This is a genomic window from Rothia sp. 27098_8_29 (genome assembly GCF_041432785.1).
GTDB lineage: Bacteria > Actinomycetota > Actinomycetes > Actinomycetales > Micrococcaceae > Rothia > Rothia mucilaginosa.
The window spans coordinates 970,668-995,529 of sequence record NZ_JAPWAI010000001.1; the positions used below are offsets into that span (position 1 = coordinate 970,668).

The following is a 24,862-nucleotide window of genomic DNA, read 5'->3' on the forward strand; positions in this document are numbered from 1 at the left end:
AAAAATCGGCATCTAAAGCACCTGCGGGCTGGCTGCGGTGCAACCCCTCACGCAATGCCCATCAGCTCACGCAGCGCCCGTCAGCTAGCGCAGCACCAGCCATCTAGCGCAGCGCCCGGCAAACTAACGCAATGCTCGGTGCGCCTGGTCAAAGAACTCACGCTCGTACACGCACGCCGACAGGTACGCCCGCGCCGCGCGCACACGCTGAGCCGGTGAAGCCGCCTCAAACGCACGCTCCACCTCCGCGAGGCTACGCGCCACATCCGCGGCGAACTCTTCGCCACCGTACATGCTCAACCACTCCGCGTACGGGTGGTCCGCGTGATTCTGCGAGGAGAGCACAGCGCCCACCTCTTCGTACAGCCAGTAGCAGGGCAGGATCGCCGCGGCACCGACCACGTAGTCATCACCGGCGGCGGAGGCACGCAGGAAATTCGTGTACCCCATCGTAATCGGTGAGGGTCCACCCAGACGCGCACGGTTCGCCAGCCAGCCCTCGTGCAGCTGCGATTCGGCGGCAATCGCCTCATGCGCACCGGCGGCCCAGTGCACCTGCGCCTCAGCGATGTCAGCACGCGCCGAGAGAGTCGCGAGCGCACGCGAATAATCACGCAGGTAGAGGGCGTCCTGGTCCAGGTAGAAGGCGAACAGGTCCTCGTCGAGGGTGCCTTCACCGAGGGCACGCACGAAGGGCAGGTCCAGGATCTGGTGCCAGGTTTCGCCACCGGCTGCCCAGAGGGCGGCGGTCCAGGGACCGGCGGGCTTTACGACGGCTTCACCGGCGGGCACGGGGCTGACCGGCAGCAGACGCTCCGGGCTGGTGCCGTCCAGAGTATTGCCCTCAGAGTCGGTGGTGGCGAGCAGGTGATGCCACGGGTACGCGGAGGCGGCAGCCTCCAGACGGCGGGCACGGGCGGTGTGGTCCACCGGGCCGTGGCCCTCACCGGAGCCGACCTGCAGACCGGCACCTGCGGCGATGGATTCGTGGAGCCAGCGGGTGCTCCACTGCAGGGCGCGGTGGGTGTCTTCGCTGGTCAGAACGCCCTGCTGGCCTGCGGCGTGTTCTGCGGCTTCAGTGTGCTGGAGCAGTTCCACGCCCAGGCGGGTTGCCAGCGAGGAGGACAGGGAGCATCCGGTGCCGTGCGTATTGCGGCTCTCCAGGCGCGGGGTGCGCACGTGGGCGCAGGTGCCGTCCGGGAAGACCGCGGTGTTACCGGCGTCCTGACCGCACAGGTGGCCGCCCTTCACAATCACGGTGGTTCCGGTCGCCGCCGCAAGGTTTGCCGCCTGCTCGTGTGCCTCATCGAAAGTCTGGGCGGGCTCCTTCTCACAGAGCACGGCAAGCTCCGGAATGTTCGGGGTAATCACATTCACGAGCGGCACGAGATCGCGCAGCGCCTGCTCCGCTTCCGCCTGCAACAGACGGTCACCGCTAGAAGCAATCATGACCGGGTCAAGCACGACCACGGGCACGGGGTGCTCGCTCAGCCAGGTGCGGACGGTACGGATCGTGTCTGCGTCCCCGAGCATGCCGATTTTCACGGCGTCAACCGTGACGTCATCAAAAACGGCGGCAAGCTGCGCGGTCAAAAATTCCAGGGGCGGGGTGAATACTTCACGAACCCCGCACGTGTTTTGGGCGACCAATGAGGTGGTCACGCACATGCCGTAACCGCCGGATGCGGCAATGGACTTGAGGTCCGCCTGGATGCCTGCACCGCCGGAGGGGTCGGTTCCAGCAATGGAGAGAACCCTCGGCACCCGAGCTGTCTGCGGTGCCTGAGCTGTCTGGGGTGCCCCGGATGCTCCGGAGGCGCTCGCGCCGGGTGCAGGGTTGGAGAGGGTCGAGGGGTTGGAGGTGGGTGCGCACGAGGGCGCGGTAGGCTGCTCTGCCATGATCGATAATCCCTTCGCTAGTTCGAACTAGAGCAGGTTCAATGGGTGATTCTCTCAGCCTTGAGTGTTATTACGCCGTTTCGTGCGCCCGCTGTGCTGTAGCTCTTCGCTGTGCCGTAGCCCTTCGTTGGGCGGTCAGTTGGGCGGTCAGTTGGGCGGGTTAGCGGGTCGCGGGCGTCTCAAGGCACCCCATATCGCTCTGCCAGGTTATCACAATGATTCTCCGTAGCTAAAAGTTCTGCGGGTAACAAGTGAATCTCTCCGAAATTTTCGTTTGAGTCTTGCACTCTTGCGAGTGCTCCCGCCGCCGATTTCAGTGCACCCTTGTACGGAAACCACCCGTTAAACACGTAGTGCCCGGCACCGCTTCACACGGTACCGGGCACTATCAGCCGGGCACTATCAGCCGGGTTTAGGTCAGGGCGAAAATCTCTGCCGGTGAACCCTCCGCAATGATCCTACCCTCGTGCAGCAGGACCGCGCGGTCAGCCAGCGAGGCGATACGCGCATCGTGCGAAATGATCAGCACCGCACGGTTCGCCAGCACGGCGCTCAGGGACTCGGTTGCGTCCGCGAGCTCCAGCTGAGTGGTGGACTCGTCCAGAATCACGGCGTGCGGGTCAGCAAGCACAATACGTGCCAGCGCCAGCTGCTGAATCTGGTCGCGGGTCAGCGGCGAATCCGCGCCGCTCACGACAGTATCCATGCCCTGCGGCAGGTCGCGCCACCAGCGGGCACCGATAGCGTCCAGTGCCTCGCCCATCTGCTCGACGGTTGCATCCGGCACGACCACCGTAAAGTTATCGGCGAGAGTACCGAAGAAGACGTGCGCTTCCTGGGTGCAGACCAGCAGGCGCGGGCGGCCATCGGCGGCGGCATCGGTCGGGAAGTCGCCGTGACCGACCGGGCGGCCCATCACGGTGATGGTGCCTTCCAGGGCGGTCAGCGAACCACCAATCAGACGAGCCAGGGTGGTCTTACCCGAACCGGAACGACCCACCAGGGCAAGTGCCTCACCGCGGCGAATCTTCAGGTTGATACCTTCCAGAACGAGGGCGTCCGGCGAGTAGCCGTAGGAGACGTCGGTGCAGTCAATGGCGTACTCCGGGTTCTTCACGGCTTCATCAGATACGGCGGCGAACGCTTCGGCACGGTGCTGTGCACGCGCCTCACGCTGCTTCTTCGCCAGGGAGACCACACCGAACACACGACCCATGTTCACCAGCATGATGCGCAGGCTGCTGACGTGGTGGTTCAGCATGTCGGCGAGGACTCGCAGGCTGAAAACCATGACCGAGGCGGTCGCCACGGCGCCCCAGCTTGCCCAGCCGAGAGCCACGCAGGCGGCACCCCAGAGCATACACAGAATCGTGGGGATCCAGGCGTTGATAGCGTCCACGGTGAAGTACAGCTGGCGGATGCGCACCATGCCCAGCTGCGCGGCGAACTGGCGCTTGTTCTCACCGGCGAAGGCGTCTTCGCGGGCGGTGTGAACGCCCAGCTCACGGATCGTGGAGGTGCCGCGAATGTTCTCGGTCAGCACGCTGTTGAGGTCGCTCACGCGCTCCTGGGTGGTCTGGTTGCGTGCCGCCATGAGCGGCAGCATCTTCGACATGATGAGGGCAAGACCGGCAATCATGGGTAGCATAATCAGGCCCATAGCCGGGCTCACAACCGCTAGCGAGATGGTGGAGATCAGGAAGTACAGCAGCACGTAAATCGCGCCGAGCAGGTCCTCACTGACGGACTTGGCTGCCGAGGACAGGTCGTCGGTCACGCGGGTGAGCAGGTCGCCGCTGCCGGCTTCTTCCACGGTGCGTGCGTCCAGGTCGAGGGTGCCGTCGAGGGTGTCCTGGTTGGCGTCACGGGTGACGAGCGCACCCAGTCGCGCCGCGCTGTACGAGGAGACCATGAGGGTTATTGCCTGCACGATGAACGCCGCCAGGATAATCAGAATCGGCTGCCACGGGTAGCTGGAGAACTTGCCCGCCACCACGTCGTCCACGGTGGCACCAATCTGCAGGGGCACCACCGCACCCATGAGGGTACTGACCATGTAGATGACGAAGGTGTAGAGGGCTCGCCCCTTATGCGCCGCGAGGTAGTTCCACATGCGGCGTGCCACGTAGGCGGGGGTTTCGATGGGGAGCTGCTTTGCCATGCTAGTTCACCTCCTGATTCTGAGTGGTTTCAGACTGAGTGGTTTCCGGGTAGCCGTCGCGTTCCATGCGGCGGGTCGTCTCCGCGGTTGTGGAGACAACGTAGACCTGCTCCAAATCCTGTAGCAGGCCGGGGTAGCCGACGGGCAGGCGGTCGCTACCGATCTGGGTTTCCATCGCATCGTAGATGTAGCGCTGGCTGGGTTCGTCCACGGAGTTCAGCGGCTCGGTCAGGATGAGCACCTGCGCGTCCTGTGCGAGTGCGCGGGCGAGCGCCAGACGCTGACGCTGACCACCGGAGAGGTTCGCGCCTTCGCTGGTGATGCGGGCGGCGAAGTAGTCTTCGGGGTTGCGTCCGCCCAGTCGGTAGGCGATTTCGCGGGAGTCGGTAATCTTCAGCAGTTCCTCATCCTTTGCCTGTGCCAGCTCCTCGTCGGGGTTCGGCACGGTGCCCAAGCGCAGGTGCTCCTGCAGGGTTCCCGCGAAAATCATGGGGTTGGGTTCGCTCAGCAGCACGCGGCGACCGGTTGCGTCCTTGAGGTCCTCTCCCCCGCGTCGCAGGGTGCGGGCAAGCGCCTCGGCGTAGTCTTGCGCGGTGAGGTTGTAGTCGCGCGGGTTGACGTACACGATGCGCGGGTTGCTTGCACCGGCGGGGGCGACGGGTACGGGCACCTCGAGGGTGCTCGCCTCGACTGCCTGTTCGGCGCGTGCCAGCTGCGCCATTTCTTCGTCGGTGCGCGGGCTCTTCAGCACGCCCTGGCGTACGCCCGCGTGACCTTCGAGGCGGGCGACCTTGGCGAGCGCAATCTTGGCGTATCGCCATGCGGTGAGGAAGTTCTGGGTAATCCAGATGGGGCCGCCCATCATCGCGATAATGGAGGCGACGGTCACCAGGGACGCGGCGGGGGTGTCGGATACCCAGCGGCCGTTTTCGACGTGGCCGGTGAGGGCGAAGCCGATGCCGAGCAGGGTCACGGCGCCGCCGAGCAGCGCGCGGATGAGGTACATCCAGCGGTGCGTCTTTTCGTAGCGCATGTAGCTGTCGAAGACTTCGTCGGTGCCGCGGTGGTAGCGTTCACGCATCTGCTCTTCGGCGCCGAGACCGGCGATGGTGCGCAGACCGGTGGCGATGTCGGAGGCGCGTGAGGAGGCTTCGCCGTCCTTTTCGCGGTATTCGCCGATCTTGGATTCGAGGAAGGTCGAGTACCAGGCGATAACGCCGACCACGATAATCGTGCCGATGAGGGTGACAATCGCTGTGACGGGGTTGATCAGCCAAAGCTGCACGGCACCGAGGGTCGCGATGATCATGGCGTTGACGAATAGCGGCAACGAGAAGTAGACGTCCGTAATGCGGCGTACGTCTTTGTTCATGACGGTGACCGCTTCGCCGGAGTCTACGCCAGCGCGGGTGCGCCCCATGAGCCGGTTGATGTAGATGCGCCAGTCGCGGCTAAGTTCCGCGCTGAGGGTCATGGAGGTGCCCCAACCGAAGAACTCGTTGATCACGATGAAGGTGATGGCTGCGACGACTACCCAGAACATGGGCCAGGCGTCGGGGGCTTTGCCGGCGATGTGCTGGTTGATGAATTGACCCACCATGACGGGGATAAGAATCGCACCGGTACCCGCGGTGGTTTCACCCACGACGGGGATTGCCCAGCGGTGCCAGGGGTATTTGTATCCGGGTGCGGTGACTCGCAGGGCGAGGCGCTTTTTGAGGGCTTCCTCTTCGGCCTTGCGCTGTTCGCTACCGGTTACTTCCTGTGCAGCTTTTTTCTGCGCAGTTTTCTTCTGAGCGGCTTTTTCCTGCGTGGTTTTGTTATGCATGGATTCTTCATGCGTAGCTTCTTCACGCGCGGCGTTTTCTTGTGCCTTGTCAGCGTTGTATTCAGTCATTCAACGTCTCTCCTTTCTCTTACCCTATTCCTTTATCAATGTGGCACGCAACACTATTTGCACCATAGATGGGCGTGTCGTCATTTATGCAACGTATTTTGGAGTTTGTATCAGCCGCTCAACATGCACCGACATCAATCGGCGGATTCTGCATCTACGCGGTAATCTATGCGGCATGGAGGCCTACGTTTTCGACCTTCTGAGCACCAGGTTTTTGCACCACTGCACTTTTAGTGCTTTGTTCTACACTACACGAATTTGGGGAATTCCCGCGTTAGCGCGGCACCGCGCCTCCCGAACACCCTATAAACGCCCCGCGAAGGAACCGCGAACTCCCTGCAAAGATGCAGCGAACACCCCGCAAACACTCCGCGAGTACCCGTTTGTTCCCTCGTAACGATAACGCCCCCGCGCCCGCGCTATTCCCGATAGACTGGAATCCTCATGAGTATTTTGAATTTTCTTTCTCCCGGGCTGGGCGAGAACCCCGGCGACTACAATCGACGCGATTTTAAGGGCAACCCCCTCACCGCCGAAGAAATCTATGAGGCGTTCACCGAGTGGATTTCGACCCGCGGCATGACCCTGTACCCCGCCCAGGACGAGGCCGTTCTGAGCATTGCCGCCGGACATAACGTGGTGCTGGCAACTCCGACCGGTTCCGGTAAGTCCACTGTGGCTGTTGCCGCGCATTTTACGGGCCTGGCGACCGGTCAGCGCTCCTACTACACCGCCCCCATTAAGGCGCTGGTGTCTGAGAAGTTCTTTGACCTGATCAATATTTTTGGTGCCGAGAACGTGGGCATGATTACCGGCGACTCCGCCATTAATACGGAGGCGCCCATTATCTGCTGCACCGCGGAAATTCTCGCCAATATTGCCCTGCGCGAGGGTAAGGATGCGGACCTGTGCCAGGTCATTATGGACGAGTTCCATTTCTACTCCGACCCGCAGCGCGGCTGGGCGTGGCAGCTTCCCCTGCTGGAGCTTCCGCAGGCGCAGTTCCTGCTGATGAGCGCGACCCTGGGCGATACGACTCGCTTCCAGGAGGAGATGACGGCGCTGACCGGTCGTGAGAGTGACCTGGTGGCGCATTCTGAGCGTCCCATTCCGCTGCATTTCTACTACTCCACCACCCCGGTTCAGGAAACCGTGCAGGAGCTCGTGCAGACCAAGCAGACTCCGGTCTACATTGTGCACTTCTCGCAGAAGGCGGCACTGGAGCAGGCGAATGCGCTGCTGTCGGTGGCTATTGCCTCGAAGGAAGATAAGGAACGCATTGCAGAGCTGATTGCGAAGTTCCGTTTCGGTCCGGGCTTCGGTAAGGCGCTGAATAAGCTGGTGCGTGCCGGCATCGGTATTCACCACGCGGGCATGCTGCCCAAGTACCGCCGCCTCGTGGAGCAGCTGGCTCAGGAGGGTCTGCTCAAGGTGATTTGCGGTACCGACACCCTGGGTGTGGGTATTAACGTGCCGATTCGTACCGTGCTGATTACGGCGCTGTCGAAGTTTGATGGTGCCCGCAGCCGCCGTCTGCGTGCCCGCGAGTTCCACCAGATTGCTGGACGCGCCGGCCGCGCCGGTTTTGATACCGCCGGCACCGTGGTGGTTCAGGCACCCGAGCACGATATTGAGAACGCTCGCCTGCTGGCTAAAGCTCAGGCGAAGTTCGGTGACGACACCAAGCGCATTAACCAGTCGCTGTCCTCCAAGCGTAAGAAGGCGCCGGAGGGCTTCGTTGGCTGGTCTAAGAAGACCTTCGACCAGCTGGTAGAAGCCGCCCCGGAGCCGCTGACCTCCTCCTTCGACATCACCCATTCGATGCTGCTGAACCTGATGCACCGCCCGGAGAACCCGGTCATTGCCGCGTACCGCATCATTCAGGAGAACCACGAGAGCCCCGCGCGCCGCCGCGAGCTACTGCGCAAGGCAATCGGCATCTACAAGGAGCTACTGACCGGCGGCGTGATTGAGCGAACCAACACCCCGGACGAGCACGGCTCCTACCTGCGCCTGACCGAGGACCTGCAGGATAACTTTGCCCTCAACCAGCCGCTGTCTGCCTTCGCGGTCGCCGCGCTGGAGCTGCTGGACCCCGAATCCCCCAGCTACGCCCTGGATGCGCTCTCCCTCATCGAGGCGACCCTGGATTCGCCGAACCAGGTGCTGTACGCGCAGGAGCGCAAGGCGAAGAACGAGCTCTCGGCGCAGTTGAAGGCGGACGGTGTGGACTACACCGAACGCATGAACGAGCTGGACAAGGTCACCTACCCGCAGCCCCTGGCTGAGCTCATTGATCAGGCGTACACGACCTACAAGCAGTCTGCCCCGTGGGTTGCACGTTTTGAGCCGCGCCCCAAGTCGATTGTGCGTGACATGTACGAACGCGCGATGGGCTTCAACGACTTCGTGCAGTACTACTCGCTGGAACGCGCCGAGGGCGTGCTTCTGCGCTACCTCTCTGACGCGTACAAGGCACTGCGACACACCATCCCCGATTCTGCCGTGACTGACGAGCTCGACGACATCATCGAGTGGCTCGGCGAGCTGGTACGCCAGACCGACTCCTCCCTGGTGGACGAATGGGAGAAGCTGGCTGCCGGCGAAGACACCGCAACCATTGCGGCCGAGCACGCCTCCATCGAGGAGGAAGAGCCTCCCGCCGTGACGAAGAACCTGCGCGCTTTCCGCGTGATGGTGCGCAACGCCCTCTTCCGCCGTGTGGAGCTCTTCGCTGACGAGCGTGACCGCGCCCTGGGCGCCCTGGACGAGTGGTGCGGCTGGGATGCCGACCGCTGGGCGGACGCCATGGACGACTACTTCGACACCTACGACGACATCTACACGGACGCCGACGCGCGCTCGCCTCGCCTGGTCAGCATGGATGAGGACACCGCCGCTCACCCGGGCGTGTGGAAGGTTCAGCAGAGCTTCGCCGACCCCGAAGATAACTTTGACTTCGGTATTCGTGCCGAGGTTGATTTGGCGGCCTCCGATGAGGCGGGCTACCCGGTGCTGAAGATTCTGAGCGTGGGCGAGTTCTAAGGCTCCAATTGAGACTCCGCCCGAGGCTCTGCCCAGATGTTGCCCGTAGTGGGCTAGAATACAGAGTATCTATCTATTTGAATGAAAGAAGGTTCACCGTTGACCGTTTCTTCGCTTCCCAAGGTTGAGTACCGTAAGGGTTCGGTCGTCAAGCACGACGGCTACGAGATTACCGACCACTGGTTCCAGGTTCCCCTGACCCACGGTCTGATTTTCTCCAAGGGCAAGGATGCCGCTCTCTCCTCCCGTTTCGCGGACCAGACCATCACCGTGTTCGCCCGCGAGGTTGTGAGCACCAACGAGACTCTGACCGTTTCGGCTGATAAGCGTCCTTACATTGTGTACCTGCAGGGCGGCCCCGGTTTCGGTTCGCCGAAGACCGGCTCCATTGGCGGCTGGATTGCTGAGCTGGCGAAGACTCACCGCGTGGTTCTTCTGGATCAGCGCGGTACCGGCATGTCTTCCCCGCTGTCTGCCCGCAACATCACCGCTGTGGGTGACCCGCAGGTTCAGGCTGAGTACACTGAGCTGTTCCGTGCGGACTCCATCATCGCTGACGCGGAGGCTGTCCGCGAGGTGCTGCTGGCTGACCGTGCCGACAAGCGCTGGTCCACCATTGGTCAGTCCTTCGGTGGCTTCCTGACCCTCTCGTACCTGTCCTTCGCTCCGCAGTCCCTGCGCGATTCGCGCATCACCGCGGGCCTGGCGCCGATTCGTACCTCCGTGGACAACGTCTACCAGCACACCTTCGACCGCATGAAGGAACGTGTTGAGGAGTACTACAGCTGGTTCCCCGAGGACGCTGAGCTCGCTACCCGCATTGCTGAGCACCTGCGCACCCACAAGGAGTACCTGCCCACCGGTGAGCGTCTGACCGATCACCGCTTCCAGATGGCTGGTCACTTCCTGGGTGGCCGCTGGCGCGAGCGCGGCCTGCACTACTTCCTGGAGACCGCTTTCGCTGAGGGTAACGACCACCTCTCCGATCAGTTCCTGACCGCCATGGGTGCCGAGGTGACCTTCCAGGCGAACCCGCTGTACGCCCTGATGCACGAGACCATTTACGCTGACGGCCCCGCTGACGGCGTTCTGCCCGGCATCCCCGGCTACGAGCTGTCCCCCTCCCCCGCGCCGACCAACTGGTCTGCTGCTCGTGTGGCGGCTTCCCGCCCCGAGTTCGCACCGGATGCGGACCGTCTACTCTTCACCGGCGAGCACATCTTCCCCTGGTACTACGAGGAGGATCCCTCGCTACGTCCGCTGGCTGAGGTTGCGAACCTGCTGGCTGAGAAGAAGGACTGGGGCCGCCTGTACGACCACGCACAGCTGCACAAGAACGAGGTTCCCGTGGTGGCTGCGGCGTACAACCCGGACGTGTACGTGGACTTTGAGCACTCCATGGAGACCGCTCGCTGGGTCGGCAACACTCAGGTGTGGACCTCGAAGACCCACCACCACGACGGTTTCGGTTCTGACTCGCTGACCATTCTGGGTCACCTGAAGAACATGCTGGCTGAGGTTCACAACCAGTAATTCTTCTGAAATATCTCTGATATAGCTAAAGCCCCTCACTCCGGTTGATCCGGTGTGAGGGGCTTTAGTGTTAGCGCCAGCCTGGTGAGGCTGCACGCTCAGTAACTACTTGGAGGAAGAGTGCGCATCCTGTGCGGTGCGGGCACGCATCACGAGGGCATGGTATTCGTCTTCCTTCTCGATCAGCTCGTCACGCAGCTTGGCGGGAATGGCGTTGAGCTTCTCGGTTTCCTTCTGCCAGCGGGCGGTGATGTCCGCACGCTCGGCGGCAGGTGCATCCTCGGGCAGTGCCAGGTACTTCTCGGAGAGCGCCTGAACACGCTGAATGGTCTGCAGCGCGCGGCCCTTGGGGCTGAGCAGCGAGGCAAGCACGGTAATGATCAGAACGCCCACGATGACCATCAGCGACATTTCGGTGCTGATTTCGACCACGTGCACGGGCTCGCCGTGGTTGATGAACGGCAGGTTGTTCTCGTGCATTGCGTGCAGGATGAGCTTCACGCCAATGAACGCGAGGATGGTCGCCAGGCCGTAGGAGAGGTAGACGAGGCGGTCCAGCAGGCCGTCAATGAGGAAGTACAGCTGGCGCAGACCCATGAGGGAGAACGCGGTCGCGGTGAACACAATGTAGACGGACTGGGTGAGGCCGAAGATCGCGGGGATCGAGTCGAGTGCGAAGAGCAGGTCGGAACCGGCGATAGCGACCATGACGAGCATCATGGGGGTCATGACGCGCTTGCCATTTTCGATGGTGAAGAGCTTGTCGCCGTCGAAGTGGTCGCTGGTCTTCAGGTACTTCTTGGCGAGGCGGACCATGATGTTGTCTGCTTCGTCGTCGCCGTCGCCTTCGGTGATTTCGTCCTTGAGCAGGTTACCTGCGGTCATGAGCAGGACCAGGCCGAAGATGTAGAACACCCAGGCGAAGGAGTTGATGATCGCTGCGCCGGCGAAGATGAAGGTGCCGCGCGCCAGGATCGCGAAGACGATGCCGAAGAGCAGGACCTTCTGCTGATTCTCACGGGCGACACGGAAGGTGCCCATAATAATCATGAAGACGAAGAGGTTATCGACCGAGAGAGCTTCTTCGGTGATGTAGCCTGCATAGAATTCGGTGGCGGCGGAGGGGCCGTTCGTCACGAAAATATACAGACCGAACAGCAGCGCGATGCCGATGTAAATACTCGACCAGATGGCCGCTTCCTTGACGGAAGGTTCGTGCGCCTTACGAACGTGGAACACGAAGTCGAAGGCCAACAGACCCGCGATGATGAGAATAGTAACCAACCATTGCAACCCGGTAACTTCCATGGGGAGCCTTTCTTGTGGTGTGCGTACAGGACCACAAGTCTCTCCCGCCGGCCTAAATGGAGGTCGGCTCGATTCACCGGTTAGGCGCCTTCGGCTAACGTGCTGACGATGAGTCGATTGGTGGGATACTCCCTTGCTCGGTGAACGATTATACAGCAGGTTGAGGTTTTCGCACAGGAGCCCCTCCGGGAGGACTTTCAGGAGCTAGGTGCACCGAAACGCCGCATCCGGCGGGGTTATCCCGTCGGATGCGGTGTTCTGGGTGATGAATACGCGCTGTCTAGTTGGGGGTCTAGCTGGCGACGCTATGAGTTTGACAACATGTAGAGCGGCACGGTGTAGATCGGCACCGCACAGATCAACACCGCGCAGCAAGCCCACATCAAAGTAGCCCTCCCCGTGAACTATTACGGGGAGGGCTACTTTTCATTCAATTAGGAGACCATGTTGAAGGTCGGCGGGGTGAAAGCAATCGCGTTGACCTGCTTGTTCGTATCAAGCGTGCCGTTCTCACGAATCGTCGGGACGGTAATAACCACCTCGAACTGGTACATGCCTTCCATGAGCGTATTGCCACGCAACGCAAAACGCGCGGAGATGCCGGTCGCCTTATCATTCACGCTCGACGCGAAGGGAATGACCTGACCCTGAACGGTCTGAGTCTTGCCGTTGCGGGTCATGACGGTTGCCTTGCCGGTCGGGTCAGTCGTGAAGACCTGACGGTCAATGATTTCACCCTCGGGCGAGAAAAGGTAAATGTCCATGGACGGGTGCAGGTGCGTGGTGCCGGTCGTCGCCTCCAGGGCGGAGACGTTGTAGGTCATCACGAACTCACCGCAGTTCAGGTTGAGGTCGCCCTCGGGGCCGTGAGTCGCCTCGTACACGGACATGAGGCGAATCGTTGCGGGATTCGGGGAGGTTGCATTCTCCATGGACCACCACGCCTGACCGGTCTCCGGCGCAGTCACGGGCTTGTTCTTGGTGCGCGACTGCAGGGCGCCACTGGCAGGGTTGGTAATCATCCAGCCGCCGACCTGGGTGAAGTCCGGGCCGTGTACCGTCTTGCAATCATCAGCCGAGGCAGCGAATGCGGGTACCGCCGTGGAGGCGGCAATAGCGGGCAGAGCCCAGAGCGCACCGCGGGTGAGGTTGCGGCGGGTAACGGAACGAGCTCCCATGGTGTGTGCGTCTGAAGAGTTATTCGAAATAGTCACAGATTTTTCTTTATCGTTCGGAAGCATCAAGGTGTTATTTGACACGTAAAACACCTTGATAGTGTACAGCATGTATCTGCACTCAGTAGAACTTCATGAACAATGAGTTACCTCATGGCGAAAAACCCACGTCGGCCCCTAAACGCCGGGCTTAGAACACCGGGCTTAGGCGTGACCCGCCTCCTTCATCAGGCGCAGCTCCTTCTTCAAATCGGCAAGCTCATCACGCAGACGCGCCGCCAACTCAAACTGCAGGTTCTCCGCCGCCACACGCATCTGCTCGTTCATCTGCTCAATCAAATCCAGCAGGTCCTCAGCGGGTGCCGCCGCCAGGCCGTCCGCACGAACGCGCGCCTCCGCACGGGCGAGAAGCTCCTCCGACTCCGGGGTGCTCGTGGCAATCTTCGACGAGGTCGCAGAACCGGTCTTCGCACCCGCGCTCACCGTGCGGGCGCCCTTCTTACCGCTCTTACGCTGCTGCAGAAGCTCGCGGGTGTCCTCTTCCTCGCGGGCGAGAACATCCGTAATATCGGCAATCTTCTTCCGCAGAGGCTGCGGGTCAATGCCGTGCTCACGGTTGTACGCCTGCTGAATCTCGCGGCGGCGGTTCGTCTCATCAATCGCCACGCGCATAGAATCCGTAATCTTATCGGCGTACATGTGCACCTGACCGGACACATTACGCGCCGCACGACCAATGGTCTGAATCAGCGAAGTGGTCGAACGCAGGAAGCCTTCCTTATCGGCATCCAGAATCGCAACCAGGGACACCTCGGGCAGATCCAGGCCCTCACGCAGCAGGTTAATACCAACCAGCACATCAAAGGTACCCAGGCGCAGCTCACGCAGAAGCTCCACACGGCGCAACGTGTCAACGTCAGAGTGCAGATACTGCACCTTCACGCCATGCTGCAGCAGGTACTCGGTCAAATCCTCCGCCATGCGCTTGGTGAGGGTCGTGACCAGCACACGCTCATCACGCTCAACGCGCACGCGAATCTCCTCGAGCAAATCATCAATCTGACCCTTGGTCGGCTTGACCACAATCTCCGGGTCAATCAGACCGGTCGGGCGAATAATCTGCTCCACATAACCATCAGCCTGCGACAGCTCATACTTACCGGGGGTCGCCGAAAGGTAAATCGTCTGACCGATACGCTCCAGGAACTCCTCCCACTTCAGCGGGCGGTTATCCATCGCCGAGGGCAGACGGAAACCGTGCTCTACCAGGGTGCGTTTACGGGACATATCACCCTCGTACATGGCACCAATCTGCGGGACCGTCACGTGCGACTCGTCAATAATCAGCAGGAAATCATCCGGGAAATAATCCAGCAGACAGTTCGGGGCACTGCCTGCGGCACGACCGTCAATATGGCGCGAGTAGTTCTCAATGCCATTGCAGAAGCCCATCTGCTCCATCATTTCCAGATCATAGGTGGTGCGCATGCGCAGACGCTGCGCCTCCAGCAACTTGCCCTGGGATTCGAGGGTCTGCAGGCGCTCGCGCAGCTCATCCTCAATGGAGGTAATAGCCTTCGCCATGCGCTCCGGGCCGGCAACGTAGTGGCTTGCGGGGAAGACATACATTTCTTCTTCCTCGCGAATTACCTCGCCGGTCAGCGGGTGCAGGGTGTAAATCGCCTCAATCTCATCACCGAAGAACTCGATGCGGATCGCGTTCTCCTCGTACATGGGGATGATTTCGACGGTATCGCCGCGCACACGGAACGTGCCGCGGTGAAAGTCCATGTCGTTACGCGCGTACTGCATCGCCACGAACTGGCGCAGCAGCTCGTCGCGGTCAATCTCCTCACCGCGACGCAAAGTCACCATCTGCTTAATGTACTCCTCGGGCGTGCCCAGACCATAAATGCAGGACACGGTCGAAACCACCACCACGTCGCGGCGAGTCAGCAGGGAGTTCGTCGCCGAGTGGCGCAGACGCTCCACCTCCTCATTGATGGAGGAGTCCTTCTCAATAAACGTATCGGTCTGCGGCACGTACGCCTCAGGCTGGTAGTAGTCGTAGTACGAGACGAAATACTCCACCGCATTATTCGGCAGCAGCTCGCGCAGCTCATTCGCCAGCTGCGCCGCCAGAGTCTTATTCTGCACGAGCACCAGAGTCGGACGCTGCACCGCCTCAATCAGCCAGGCTGCGGTCGCGGACTTACCGGTACCGGTAGCGCCCATCAGCACAATGTCTTTCTCACCGTTCTGCACACGCTCGGTGAGCTCGGCGATAGCCTTCGGCTGATCACCGGCAGGCTGGAAGGGGCTGACCACTTCAAAGGGGGCGACGATGCGGTTAATTTCGGGTGCGTAACTCATGTATCCATCCTAGGGGAAAGCCGCCCAATGCGCCTCAGGATTGGTCGCCCTTTTCTGCTGGCGCAATACGATGACGCGCAATAGTCCAGACACGACAGGTAACAAGCCATCACCATGAAAGTGCCCAAGTTCATAAAAGAAAGGACGCAAAAGATAAGGGGTATTCGACTGGTTCATCTGCGCTACCGGGCAGGAGGCGAGCGGGAGCATTCTCCCGCACGATGACGGTGCTCTTAGGAACAGCGCTCTTAGGGGTGGCCGCCCTCCCCCACAGCCGCCGCCACTTACGGGTGCCGCACCGCAGAAGATAAGCGGCAACACATAAAGACTTATGACGGGCGCTCTGCACTCACCCCCTTTGCCTCTTTGATGTGGCTCACATATGTTTAGAGCACACACGCAGACAGAACGGGACCACAAGAGCGCACGGAAGGACTCCATGAGCACGACCACGGAGACAGCTTCACAGGCAACCCCGAACGAATCCACAGAAGCGAACCCGGAGGCGAACCCCACCGGCGCGCCGGTTGCCACCTTAGCTACCAAAACCGAGCATCGTAGCACCCTCTTCGCGTCCTCGTACCCGCTGATTCTGCTCATCGCCCTCGCCATTCTGCTGGGCGTCACCTATCTCTCACTCATCACCGGCAGGTACCCGGTCGAACTGGACGAGCTCTTCCGTATCCTCGGCAAGAACTGGTTCGGCATGGACCTGAAGGTCTACAAGCCCGCCGAAAACATGCTGCTGACCGTGCGCATTCCGCGCCTACTCGCCGCCGGGCTCATCGGAGCCGCCCTCGCCATTGCGGGTGCCACCTTTCAGGCGGTCTTCCGTAACCCGCTGGTCTCCCCGTACCTGCTGGGTGTTTCGCAGGGTGCGTCGGTGGGTGCCGCCTCCGCCATTCTGCTGGGTGTGGGCACGAGCATCGCCATTCAGGGTTCCGCCCTCGCCGGCGGTCTCATGGCGGTACTACTGACCGTGAGCATTCCGCGCCTGCTCAAGAATCAGTCCACGCTCATGCTGGTGCTCTCCGGCGTGATTGTGGGTGGCTTTGGCACCGCCGCGCTGGGTGCGTTGAAGTTCATTGCGAACCCTGAAACTCAGCTGGCGCAAATCGTGTTCTGGCAGATGGGCTCCCTGCAGGACGTACGCGCGGAAGCACTCACACAGTTTGCGCTGGTGGCGGTGCCCTGCATCCTGCTGCTCCTGGCGATGCGTTGGCGCATCAATATCCTCTCGCTCGGTGACGATGAAGCACGCACCCTCGGCATTAACCTGACCCGCACCCGCGGTATCACCATTCTGCTGGCAACCCTGGTCACCGCGACCAGCGTGTGTATTGGCGGCCCGATTTCTTGGGTTGGCCTGGTCATTCCGCACCTGTGCCGCCTGCTGGTCGGTAGTGACACGACCAAGCTCATGCCGCTGTCCATTCTGATGGGTGCTTCGTTCATGATGTTCGTCGATACCCTGGCACGTAGCCTCACCAGTGCGGAGGTTCCTCTGAGCGTACTGACCGGCTTCATTGGCACGCCCCTGTACGTGGCGCTGCTGCTGCTTGGAAAGGTTCGGGTGAAGTAATGTCGCCTTCCATTCCCAATACTCAGCAGCGCACGGATGCGAGCGCAGAGGTTCTGCTACACCTGGACGATGCGGGCTTCCGTTACGGCCACCGGGGCGGGCGCATCAATCGCCGCCGTACCGGTCTGCACCGTTCCGGGCACCGCTCCAGCCGCTGGATTTTCCGCAACGTGAACCTGCAGGTGCGACGCGGTGAGGTCCTCGCCATTCTGGGTCGCAACGGTGTGGGCAAGTCCACCCTGTTGAACTCCCTGATTGGTTTGCACTCGCTCACCGAGGGCACCGTCCACCTGGGCGGTGAGCCGCTGGATTCTTTGACCGCGACTGAGCGTGCCCGCCGCATCGCCTACCTTCCGCAGATGGAGGGTCGCGGCATCTCCTACACGGTCACCGAGTACCTGCTGATGGGTCGCGCACCCTATATCGGCCTGTTCTCCTCCCCCTCGCGTCAGGACCGCGACAAGGTGCAGGAAATGATGGAGGAACTGGGTCTGCTCGACCTGGCGCATTCCCCGCTGGATCAGCTGTCCGGCGGTCAGCGTCAGCAGGTGGGTATCGCCCGAACCCTGGTGCAAGACGCCCCACTCATCGTTTTGGACGAGCCGACGAGCGCCCTTGATGTGGCGAATCAGGCGAAGGTTCTGCGGAAGATTCGGCAGCTGCGCGACGCCGGGTACGGGGTCATCTTCACGACCCACAACCCGGATCACGCCCTCATGCTGGATGCGACCGTCGCTCTGCTTAGCGCACACGATATGCCCGATACCGTGCCAAACGCAACGCCGCAGGTACCTGCAGATGCGCCGGCTCAGCTTTTGACGGGCCGCGCCTCCAAGGTGCTCACGAGCGAGGTTCTCTCACGCACCTTCAATACCGGCCTGACGGTGACCTACTCCCCCGAGCTGGGCCGTTCCAGCGTACACATGACGAGCCTCGATAGCTGAGGCTCCGCAGCTTTTAGTTTTCCGGTGGCGGTTTGAACCAGACACAGAAGATGCGGTAGAGGTGCCGCATCCGCTGTGGTGGCGCATCCCTAGAGCGCCTCCTCCCCGAACCGCCTCCGGGTTATTCACCCACCCTGTCGACACAGAAAGACACACCATGAAAATTACGAAGTTCCACACCGGCGTTGCCCTGACCACTTCCCTGCTGTTGGCTACGCTGACCGGTTGCGGTGCCGCGAACACCGCCTCCTCCTCGGGTTCGACTTCGAGCTCGACCTCAGTCTCGGCTTCGAGCAATTCCGCGAAGAAGCACACCAGCTTCTTCGTGAAGGATAACGGTGACGGCACCAAGGTCATTAAGGACATTGACGGCAAGGAGGTCACCGTCCCCACCAACCCGGAGCGCATCGCTGACCTGTGGCACGCAAATAACCAGGTGGTTCTGCTGCTCGGCGGCGCTGAGAAGCTGGTGTCCACCACGACTAACGTGAAGTCTCTGGCGTGGTTCAAGCAGGTCTACCCCGGTATTGAGAAGGTTGACGCGCCGGTGAAGGGCACCGACGTAAACATGGAGCAGCTGCTTGCCGATAAGCCGGAGGTGCTACTCGCCTCCTCGAAGGAGCAGATTGCGAAGGCAGCTGAGGCGGGTATCCCGGCGGTGCACGTTGAATTCCAGAACTTCGCGGACCTGAAGCGCACCGTTGAGCTGACCGCCGAGGTGATTGGCACCGATGAGGCGATTGAGCGCGCTGAGAAGTACCTGGCGTACCTGGAGAAGAACGAGAACCTCATCAAGGAGCGCCTGCAGGGTGTCACCGAGTCCCCGAAGGTGCTGCACATTGCGGGCGGTTCTGACCTGACGAAGGTGGACGGCTCGAACTCCCTGATTGGCGAGTGGATGAAGCTTTCGGGTGCGAAGAACTCCCTGGACGGTGTGGAGAACCTGAAGAACATTTCTATGGAGCAGATCATTGCCTCGCAACCGGAGTACATCATCATTGGCGGCGCAGATGCGCAGAAGGGCGTGGACGCGATCAAGGCGGACGCCGCGTGGGCTGACGTTCCGGCGGTGAAGAACGGCAAAATTATTAAGAACCCGGTCGGCACCTTCAACTGGGACCGCTACTCCGCTGAGCAGGCTCTGCAGATTCTGTGGGCGGCGAAGCTGTTCCACCCCGAGAAGTTCTCCGACGTTGACCTGGTGAAGGAGACCCGCGAGTTCTACTCGACCTTCTACGGCTACCAGCTGACCGAGGATGAGGCGCAGCGCATCATCAATGGTCAGGGTCCCGCAACTAACTAACGTGATGGCAGCTCACCTGGCGACCGGCTAGTTCGTTAAACACGTACCGCCCGGAACCGTGCTCACAGCACGATTCCGGGCGGTATTTTATTGGTTTGTAGCCGTGGGGTGCCGCAGTGCTAGTTGACGGCAGCGCTAGTTGACCGCAGCGTTAGCGCACCTCCACGGTGGCTCCGGCGAGGCTCATCAGCGCCCGGTTCGTCAGCGGAAGGTACCCGTTCAGGGCACTCAAAATCAGCTGCATGGTGCGCTCTTCATCCTCCACGCTCAGCCCACGCGGAATACCCACACCCGGCACGCAAATGCGCTGCTTATACAGGTCAATCACCGCGCACACGGTGCGGTTCGGCACGCCCAACACCGGAAGCATGCCTCGGTGATTGATAGTGCGCAGACCCTTACCGACCACGGCGGCGGTGCGAATATCCGGGCGGGCACTCCCCGCGAACCGGGAGGCACCCGCACCGTTCGCAAAAGCGGCAGGGTCGGGAATACTATTCGGCACCGCGCTCTTCTCGTTCAGCACAGACAGCAGCGGCTCCCCCACCGCGGCGGTGACCGCCACGTAGCGTACCTGCCGGTCCATGGCGTTGAGGAAGTCCAGTTCCGCGTACTCCTCCACGCGGTAGTTTTCGACCAGACCGGCTTCACCCGCCCCGGTTTCTTCCACGGTGCGGGTGATGACTTCTTCATCGTAGAAGCTTGCCACGCACACCTGCGGGGCGCCGCGCTCAATGCGGGCGCGGCACTGGTAATCATCATCGAGCAGCCAGAGGGACAGCTCATAGCCGTCGGGCACATCACGCACACCGGTCGCGAGCAGCACTTCACTGCCGTCCAGGGAGAACGGCTCCCAGCCTGCCGGTTCGAAAGCGTTGAGGGCACCGTCCAGGGCGGGGTTGCAGGACCCGAGGCTCGGCGCCTGATCAGCCGGGGTGAACGCCTCGGTGGAGGGCATGGCGATGGTGAGCCCGCGCATCCTGCCGGCGAGGCAGAGCTCAACCGCCATGAGCAGGTGACCCGCACCTTCACGGCTCAGTGCTGGGCTCTGAACCAGGTGCGCCACACCGGAGTTATCCAGACTGAGGTGTTCGCCAACTCCGCGGGCGGCGTTCGAGTAGCGGTTGTGCAGGCGCACCAGCTCATCAATGGGCAGGGCACGGCCCACGGCACCGAACGCCTGGGCGATAGCGTGCACATGTTCGGGGAAGACGCGGCAGAGCCTGCCGAGCTGACGGGCAAACTCTGCCGGACGCTGCGTGAGCACGCCCAGCAGGGTGCCGAGGTTCTGCTGGCGGTAGGCGTTGAGTAGCTGGGCGACGGTGGCGGGTTCAAGCTGCTCGACAGTGCCCATCTTGGGGAGGCGCGCTCCCTGGCGGTTGAGGGTTGCGGTGCCGCCGCGGCTGCCCGCGGACTGCTCTGATGAGTTTTTGCCTGCTTGTTCGTCTACTTGTTGATAGTAGGTTCCCGACTGCGTCACGTTTTCACGACCTTGAGCTCTTCAGAGCGTTCGTTAGCTGATTCTTCGTAAGGTGACGGGCGGGGCTCAGCGCCTACCGGCAGATGGTTCGTGCACACACTCGACCGTCTGCCGGATCGTATAGTACCGGCATACAGCTGTGCCTCGTTCCTTGAGCAACTAAGCTATAGCTTCAAGACGTCAGCATCAGGACCTCAGCGCTGAGATAGTACCCAGTTCTCGGCGCTGAGATGTCAGCGTTGAGCCCTGCCCGTCAGTGCGGGCGCACGCGTTCCCTCGTGGAGGCGTCGGGCTGGGTTACCGCTGGTAATGAACCCGTTGCCCGTGCCGTGGAGGGGCGTGTGCGTTCCGCAACGCTTTTTAGGCTATCAGCTTTAGCAGGCAATTACTAGGGTTAGAGTAACTATTAACTAAGGTTGGACTATCTTTTGGGTTTTGGGGGCTTTACACGGGAGCTTTAGCCCCGAAATCTAGGACTGGAAATCTAGCCCAGAAATCTAAGACCGGGAATCTAGGGGCCGGCAACCTAGACCGGCAAATCCACCCACTGCGTATCCCCCCAGGTCACGCTCGCCGCACCGGAACTCAGGCTCACCACCAGCTCCTCGGCACGCGCCAGCTCCTCCGGGCGGTCAAACACACCCAGGGAAATCATGGCACCCTCCGCACCGTACTCGGTACCCAGCACGTTCAGACCGGCGGCACGGATCTCGTTCTCCAGGCGGCCAGCATCCGCATGCGAACTGGGCACCTGACCCACGCGCAGACGCTCACGCGAATCGAATAGCGCACCATCCAGGGTCTGCACCACCGAATCAGTGTAGGCACGCACCAAACCGCCCGCGCCAAGCTTAATGCCGCCGAAATAGCGCACGACCACCGCAACCACATCCGACAGGTCGGTGGTGCCGTCCTCGCGGGTCTGACGCGCCAGCAGCGCCTGCATCATCGGCACGCCGGCAGTACCGGCGGGCTCACCATCATCGGAAGAACGCTGAATATCGCGGTCAGCACCAATAATGAACGCCGAACACACGTGGCGGGCGTCGTGGTAGGTCTTGCGCACCGACTCAATGTAGGCGCGCGCCTCCTCAACGGTGCTCACGCGTTTGATGTGACCGATAAATTCGCTACGCTTAATTTCGAGGAGGCTCTCATAGGGCTCATCGCCGCGCGGCACAAGGTAGCGGTTGGCGCGAGTTTCTTCCTGCATGTGTCCTCCTCTAATCAGTACCTATCTATTGTGGCACAGCCCGTCAGGAGCACCGTCCATGTCCCAGCCTTCTTCCCCCGCCTCTACTGCCCTGCGCCGTTACGCCCTCACCGGCGGTATCGGTAGCGGCAAGAGCACCATCGCCTCCCTCTTCGTTGAGCAGGGCGCATTCCTGGTGGATGCGGACGCTATCTCCCGCTCCCTCATGGAGCCCGGTGAGGCGGTGCTCACCCGCACGGTCGCGGAGTTCGGCGAGCATCTGCTCGATGAGGACGGCCACCTCAACCGCCCCGCCCTGGCGCGTATCGTGTTCAATGATGAGCAGGCGCGCCTGCGTCTGAACGCGATCGTGCACCCCGCTATTCGTGAGCGTGCCGCGCAACTGGTGGAGCAGGCGCAGTCCGAACCCGGTTTTAGCGGCGTGGTACTGGAGGATATTCCTCTACTCGTGGAGACCGGCGACCCGTCCGCCTTTGAGGGCGTGGTCGTGGTGCGCACTCCCCTGGCGACTCGCCTGCAGCGCCTCGTGTCTTCGCGCGGTATGAGCGAGGAGGATGCGCGCGCCCGCATCGCCGCGCAGGCTACCGACGAGCAGCGTGAGGCGGTCGCAACCTGGATTATTGATAATGGCGGCTCGCTGGAGGAGACCGCCGAGCAGGTGCGTGCCGTCTGGGCGCAGATGATCGCCGCCTAAGACCCTTCCCAACAACACCGGGCACAGCAATACAGAGCACAGCAACACCGGGCACGCACCCCGACCCAAACCCCCAATAACGCAAAGAACCCCCTCACCTCCCAAACGGGAGATGAGGGGGTTCCTCTGATCTAGGCACCCCACGCGGGGGTTACCTATCGGCTATTACGCCTGATGAGTGCTCATCTGAGCGGCAGATTAGTTGCCGGTCAGCTTCTTGCGGAGCTCAGCCAGTGCCTCATCCGATGCGAGGGTACCTGCGGAAGCGGGCTCCTCGGAGGAGTAAGAGGTCGGTGCGGGCTCAGCTGCTGCGGGAGCTGCTGCTGCAGCCTCTGCGTCAGCCTCGAGAGCCTTAGCAACCTGAACCTTGTGAGCCTCGAAGCGAGCCTGTGCTTCTGCGTACTGTGCTTCCCAAGCCTCGCGCTGTGCGTCGAAGCCTTCCAGCCACTCGTTAGCCTCGGGGTCGAAGCCCTCGGGGTACTTGTAGTTGCCAGCCTCGTCGTACTCTGCAGCCATGCCGTACAGAGCGGGGTCAAACTCGGTAGCGTTGGGGTCAACGCCCTCGTTTGCCTGCTTGAGGGACAGGGAGATGCGGCGGCGGTCCATGTCGATGTCGATGATCTTAACGAAGACCTCTTCACCAACGGAGACGACCTGCTCAGCCAGGTCAACGTGGCGGGTTGCCAGCTCGGAGATGTGGACGAGGCCCTCGATGCCGTCCTCAACGCGCACGAATGCACCGAAGGGAACGAGCTTGGTGACCTTGCCGGGAACAATCTGACCCAGAGCGTGGGTGCGAGCAAATGCCTGCCACGGATCTTCCTGGGTTGCCTTGAGGGACAGGGACACGCGCTCGCGGTCCAGGTCCACCTCGAGAACCTCGACGGTAACGGGCTGGCCAACCTCGACAACCTCGGACGGGTGGTCGATGTGCTTCCAGGACAGCTCGGAAACGTGAACCAGACCGTCCACGCCACCCAGGTCCACGAATGCACCGAAGTTGACGATGGAGGAGACAACGCCCTCGCGGACCTGACCCTTCTCCAGCTCGTTGAGGAAGGAGGAGCGAACAGCGGACTGAGTCTCTTCCAGGTATGCACGGCGGGACAGAACAACGTTGTTGCGGTTCTTGTCCAGCTCGATGATCTTAGCTTCGATCTGCTGACCGATGTAAGGTGCGAGGTCGCGGACGCGGCGCATCTCGACGAGGGATGCGGGCAGGAAGCCACGCAGACCGATGTCGAGGATAAGGCCACCCTTGACAACCTCGATAACGGTACCGGTAACGACGCCGTCGTTTTCCTTGACCTTCTCGATGTCGCCCCATGCACGCTCGTACTGTGCGCGCTTCTTGGAGAGGATCAGGCGACCTTCCTTGTCCTCCTTGGTGAGGACGAGTGCCTCAACCTCGGAGCCGAGCTCGACAACCTCAGAGGGGTCGATGTCGTGCTTGATGGACAGCTCGCGGGAGGGGATGACGCCTTCGGTCTTGTAACCGATGTCGAGCAGAACCTCATCGTGGTCGATCTTAACAACCTGGCCGGAGACGAGATCGCCGTCGTTGAAGACCTTAATGGTCTTCTCGACTGCCTCGAGGAATGCCTGCTCGTCGCCGATGTCGTTGATTGCGACCTGAGGGATGTTGGTGCTCATGTAGTGAGGGCTCCAATTGGATTTCTAATAGGTCGACGCTGCCGGTTCACCGCTCAACACCCCCGGGTGGAGGCGCCGGCCGGCTCACTTTTTCACCCCGGCGCGCACGGCATAGGACCGCTAACGCCTTTGAACGAGGTGAGGAAACGTCGAGCTGACGGATACTTACAATGTGTACCGCCCACCGGAAGCAGATGCTCTCAGCAGGGTGCACGAGCGGTCTGTGCCCGTTTTCTCCCCGTTTTCTTAAGGAGAACTTAAGGAGAAAAAGAGCATAGAAAACCCGTACGTTGGTACACGCGATTAATAGTGTACGGGAATCCCGGGCGTGTCGTCAATGGTTACGCGCCCGGTTTTGCTCCCCTATTTTGCAGGTAGGACGGAGACGACTCGCGGGACGGTGCTCGTCCTCGTTCCTCTCAACCTGGGAAGGGCGGGGCGCCGCATATTTCCTCCGCGCCTACGCAGGGGCACCCGTCACCCGGACGCTCCGCCCCTCCTTGCTTCGCTACGGAGAGCGTCCGGGCTGACACCCTGAGGGCGCATCCGGAAAACGCGGCCGCGCCCGCACAGCACCCCAGCGCGGAAAGGCGGTATCGTCC

At 61.5% G+C, this 24,862-nt stretch carries 15 protein-coding genes and 1 riboswitch; of the genes, 6 read left to right on the plus strand and 9 right to left on the minus strand.

The features are described from left to right. Window positions 1–123: 123 nt before the first annotated feature. The 3 genes from O3649_RS03795 to O3649_RS03805 all read right to left on the minus strand — a co-directional run bounded on the left by O3649_RS03795 (window position 124) and on the right by O3649_RS03805 (window position 5,957). The gene (locus O3649_RS03795) at window positions 124–1,899 is read right to left on the minus strand and encodes a bifunctional hydroxymethylpyrimidine kinase/phosphomethylpyrimidine kinase (RefSeq protein ID WP_371572843.1); all 1,776 of its coding nucleotides are present in this window, start codon (window positions 1,897–1,899) and stop codon (window positions 124–126) included. Continuing rightward, a riboswitch (TPP riboswitch) is annotated at window positions 1,891–2,101 on the minus strand. (Overlaps the previous gene by 9 nt.) Before the next feature lie 210 nt (window positions 2,102–2,311). Then, on the minus strand, window positions 2,312–4,060 hold the full coding sequence (locus O3649_RS03800) for an ABC transporter ATP-binding protein (RefSeq protein ID WP_070629638.1): 1,749 nt from the start codon (window positions 4,058–4,060) through the stop codon (window positions 2,312–2,314). Between the two features lies 1 nt (window position 4,061). Next, window positions 4,062–5,957, minus strand: a complete 1,896-nt coding sequence (locus O3649_RS03805; protein WP_371572845.1) for an ABC transporter transmembrane domain-containing protein — start codon at window positions 5,955–5,957, stop codon at window positions 4,062–4,064. 444 nt (window positions 5,958–6,401) lie between these two features. Here O3649_RS03805 and O3649_RS03810 point away from each other — a divergent pair, with 444 nt between their 5' ends. Together O3649_RS03810 and O3649_RS03815 are read left to right on the plus strand one after the other, a co-directional pair. Then, on the plus strand, window positions 6,402–9,002 hold the full coding sequence (locus O3649_RS03810; protein ID WP_070688816.1) for an RNA helicase: 2,601 nt from the start codon (window positions 6,402–6,404) through the stop codon (window positions 9,000–9,002). Window positions 9,003–9,083: 81 nt separating this feature from the next. Further along, window positions 9,084–10,535, plus strand: coding sequence for an alpha/beta fold hydrolase (locus tag O3649_RS03815; protein ID WP_049346461.1), 1,452 nt, complete (start codon window positions 9,084–9,086; stop codon window positions 10,533–10,535). A 105-nt stretch (window positions 10,536–10,640) separates the two neighbouring features. Here the strand turns inward: O3649_RS03815 and O3649_RS03820 are convergent, their stop codons facing one another. The 3 genes from O3649_RS03820 to uvrB form a co-directional block, all read right to left on the minus strand. Next, window positions 10,641–11,843, minus strand: a complete 1,203-nt coding sequence (locus tag O3649_RS03820) for a TerC family protein (RefSeq protein ID WP_049346459.1) — start codon at window positions 11,841–11,843, stop codon at window positions 10,641–10,643. A gap of 434 nt (window positions 11,844–12,277) precedes the next feature. Then, window positions 12,278–13,057, minus strand: coding sequence for an ornithinee aminotransferase (locus O3649_RS03825; protein WP_246822943.1), 780 nt, complete (start codon window positions 13,055–13,057; stop codon window positions 12,278–12,280). Between the two features lie 165 nt (window positions 13,058–13,222). After that, a complete protein-coding gene (uvrB, locus tag O3649_RS03830) occupies window positions 13,223–15,391 on the minus strand; it encodes an excinuclease ABC subunit UvrB (RefSeq protein WP_049354746.1) in 2,169 nt (722 codons plus the stop codon). A 439-nt stretch (window positions 15,392–15,830) separates the two neighbouring features. On the opposite strand from uvrB, the gene O3649_RS03835 reads away from it, so the two are divergent. The 3 genes from O3649_RS03835 (at window position 15,831) to O3649_RS03845 (ending at window position 19,220) form a co-directional block, all read left to right on the plus strand. Further along, a complete protein-coding gene (locus tag O3649_RS03835) occupies window positions 15,831–16,973 on the plus strand; it encodes an iron ABC transporter permease (RefSeq protein ID WP_053088742.1) in 1,143 nt (380 codons plus the stop codon). Beyond that, complete coding sequence (locus O3649_RS03840; RefSeq protein WP_371572849.1) at window positions 16,973–17,917, plus strand: ABC transporter ATP-binding protein; 945 nt, start codon at window positions 16,973–16,975, stop codon at window positions 17,915–17,917. The genes O3649_RS03835 and O3649_RS03840 overlap by 1 nt, the downstream gene beginning before the upstream one ends. 157 nt (window positions 17,918–18,074) lie before the next feature. Continuing rightward, window positions 18,075–19,220 (plus strand): ABC transporter substrate-binding protein, encoded by a 1,146-nt coding sequence (locus O3649_RS03845; protein WP_371572851.1) that lies wholly within the window; start codon window positions 18,075–18,077, stop codon window positions 19,218–19,220. A 151-nt stretch (window positions 19,221–19,371) separates the two neighbouring features. Here the strand turns inward: O3649_RS03845 and O3649_RS03850 are convergent, their stop codons facing one another. Beyond that, window positions 19,372–20,700 carry a 2-oxoglutarate dehydrogenase gene (locus O3649_RS03850; RefSeq protein ID WP_371572853.1) on the minus strand — a complete coding sequence of 443 codons (1,329 nt, stop codon included), beginning with the start codon at window positions 20,698–20,700 and terminating at the stop codon, window positions 19,372–19,374. A 526-nt stretch (window positions 20,701–21,226) separates the two neighbouring features. Then, complete coding sequence (locus O3649_RS03855) at window positions 21,227–21,913, minus strand: YigZ family protein (protein WP_049354750.1); 687 nt, start codon at window positions 21,911–21,913, stop codon at window positions 21,227–21,229. Between the two features lie 58 nt (window positions 21,914–21,971). Between O3649_RS03855 and coaE the strand changes: the two genes are divergently transcribed. Further along, window positions 21,972–22,607, plus strand: a complete 636-nt coding sequence (gene coaE, locus O3649_RS03860) for a dephospho-CoA kinase (RefSeq protein WP_049354751.1) — start codon at window positions 21,972–21,974, stop codon at window positions 22,605–22,607. A 198-nt stretch (window positions 22,608–22,805) separates the two neighbouring features. On the opposite strand, the gene rpsA is transcribed toward coaE, so the two are convergent. Continuing rightward, window positions 22,806–24,260: a 30S ribosomal protein S1 gene (gene rpsA, locus O3649_RS03865; RefSeq protein ID WP_005506223.1), complete on the minus strand. Its 1,455-nt coding sequence runs from the start codon at window positions 24,258–24,260 to the stop codon at window positions 22,806–22,808. Window positions 24,261–24,862 lie beyond the last annotated feature (602 nt).

What these genes read in the sequence shown, in the direction of transcription:
- uvrB (WP_049354746.1), bottom strand. Translation starts at nt 15,391, where the DNA reads ATGAGTTACGCACCCGAAATTAACCGCATCGTCGCCCCCTTTGAAGTG.
- O3649_RS03835 (WP_053088742.1), top strand. Translation starts at nt 15,831, where the DNA reads ATGAGCACGACCACGGAGACAGCTTCACAGGCAACCCCGAACGAATCC.
- coaE (WP_049354751.1), top strand. Translation starts at nt 21,972, where the DNA reads ATGTCCCAGCCTTCTTCCCCCGCCTCTACTGCCCTGCGCCGTTACGCC.
- O3649_RS03845 (WP_371572851.1), top strand. Translation starts at nt 18,075, where the DNA reads ATGAAAATTACGAAGTTCCACACCGGCGTTGCCCTGACCACTTCCCTG.
- rpsA (WP_005506223.1), bottom strand. Translation starts at nt 24,260, where the DNA reads ATGAGCACCAACATCCCTCAGGTCGCAATCAACGACATCGGCGACGAG.
- O3649_RS03805 (WP_371572845.1), bottom strand. Translation starts at nt 5,957, where the DNA reads ATGACTGAATACAACGCTGACAAGGCACAAGAAAACGCCGCGCGTGAA.
- O3649_RS03855 (WP_049354750.1), bottom strand. Translation starts at nt 21,913, where the DNA reads ATGCAGGAAGAAACTCGCGCCAACCGCTACCTTGTGCCGCGCGGCGAT.
- O3649_RS03800 (WP_070629638.1), bottom strand. Translation starts at nt 4,060, where the DNA reads ATGGCAAAGCAGCTCCCCATCGAAACCCCCGCCTACGTGGCACGCCGC.
- O3649_RS03795 (WP_371572843.1), bottom strand. Translation starts at nt 1,899, where the DNA reads ATGGCAGAGCAGCCTACCGCGCCCTCGTGCGCACCCACCTCCAACCCC.
- O3649_RS03840 (WP_371572849.1), top strand. Translation starts at nt 16,973, where the DNA reads ATGTCGCCTTCCATTCCCAATACTCAGCAGCGCACGGATGCGAGCGCA.
- O3649_RS03810 (WP_070688816.1), top strand. Translation starts at nt 6,402, where the DNA reads ATGAGTATTTTGAATTTTCTTTCTCCCGGGCTGGGCGAGAACCCCGGC.
- O3649_RS03815 (WP_049346461.1), top strand. Translation starts at nt 9,084, where the DNA reads ATGAAAGAAGGTTCACCGTTGACCGTTTCTTCGCTTCCCAAGGTTGAG.
- O3649_RS03820 (WP_049346459.1), bottom strand. Translation starts at nt 11,843, where the DNA reads ATGGAAGTTACCGGGTTGCAATGGTTGGTTACTATTCTCATCATCGCG.